Here is a 1,419-nt window from a genome sequence, read left to right on the forward strand (position 1 = left end):
TTAAGGCTGAGACCTGATGCCGAGCCGATTGTGGTGAAGTGGATGATCCTATGCTGTCGAGAAAAGCCTCTAGCGAGTTTCATGGCGGCCCGTACCCTAAACCGACTCAGGTGGTCAGGTAGAGAATACCGAGGCGTTCGGGTGAACTATGGTTAAGGAACTCGGCAAAATGCCCCCGTAACTTCGGGAGAAGGGGGGCCATCACTGGTGATCCGATTTACTCGGTGAGCTGGGGGTGGCCGCAGAGACCAGCGAGAAGCGACTGTTTACTAAAAACACAGGTCCGTGCGAAGCCGTAAGGCGATGTATACGGACTGACGCCTGCCCGGTGCTGGAACGTTAAGGGGACCGGTTAGTCACTCTTCGGGGTGGCGAAGCTGAGAACTTAAGCGCCAGTAAACGGCGGTGGTAACTATAACCATCCTAAGGTAGCGAAATTCCTTGTCGGGTAAGTTCCGACCTGCACGAATGGCGTAACGACTTCTCGACTGTCTCAACCATAGGCCCGGTGAAATTGCACTACGAGTAAAGATGCTCGTTTCGCGCAGCAGGACGGAAAGACCCCGGGACCTTTACTACAGTTTGATATTGGTGTTCGGTTCGGCTTGTGTAGGATAGCTGGGAGACTTTGAAGTCATGGCGCCAGCCATGGTGGAGTCGTCGTTGAAATACCAGTCTGGTCGTGCTGGATGTCTAACCTGGGTCCGTGATCCGGATCAGGGACAGTGTCTGATGGGTAGTTTAACTGGGGCGGTTGCCTCCTAAAGAGTAACGGAGGCGCCCAAAGGTTCCCTCAGCCTGGTTGGTAATCAGGTGTTGAGTGTAAGTGCACAAGGGAGCTTGACTGTGAGACCGACGGGTCGAGCAGGGACGAAAGTCGGGACTAGTGATCCGGCGGTGGCTTGTGGAAGCGCCGTCGCTCAACGGATAAAAGGTACCCCGGGGATAACAGGCTGATCTTCCCCAAGAGTCCATATCGACGGGATGGTTTGGCACCTCGATGTCGGCTCGTCGCATCCTGGGGCTGGAGTCGGTCCCAAGGGTTGGGCTGTTCGCCCATTAAAGCGGTACGCGAGCTGGGTTTAGAACGTCGTGAGACAGTTCGGTCCCTATCCGCTGTGCGCGTAGGAATATTGAGAAGGGCTGTCCCTAGTACGAGAGGACCGGGACGGACGAACCTCTGGTGTGCCAGTTGTCCTGCCAAGGGCATGGCTGGTTGGCTACGTTCGGGAGGGATAACCGCTGAAAGCATCTAAGCGGGAAGCCTGCTTCGAGATGAGTATTCCCACCCCCTTGAGGGGTTAAGGCTCCCAGTAGACGACTGGGTTGATAGGCCAGATCTGGAAGGCGGGTAACCGCTGGAGGTGACTGGTACTAATAGGCCGAGGGCTTGTCCTCAGTTGCTCGCGTCCACTGTGT

1 rRNA gene (cut by a window edge) is annotated in these 1,419 nt (G+C 56.0%); it reads left to right on the top strand.

Annotation, left to right across the window (positions count from 1 at the left end):
• A 23S ribosomal RNA gene (locus tag AB0C62_RS42000) occupies nt 1-1,398 on the top strand; it begins 1,921 nt to the left of the window's first position.
• Nucleotides 1,399-1,419 lie beyond the last annotated feature (21 nt).

The organism is Streptomyces sp. NPDC048643, from assembly GCF_040650615.1.
Taxonomy (GTDB): Bacteria; Actinomycetota; Actinomycetes; order Streptomycetales; family Streptomycetaceae; genus Streptomyces.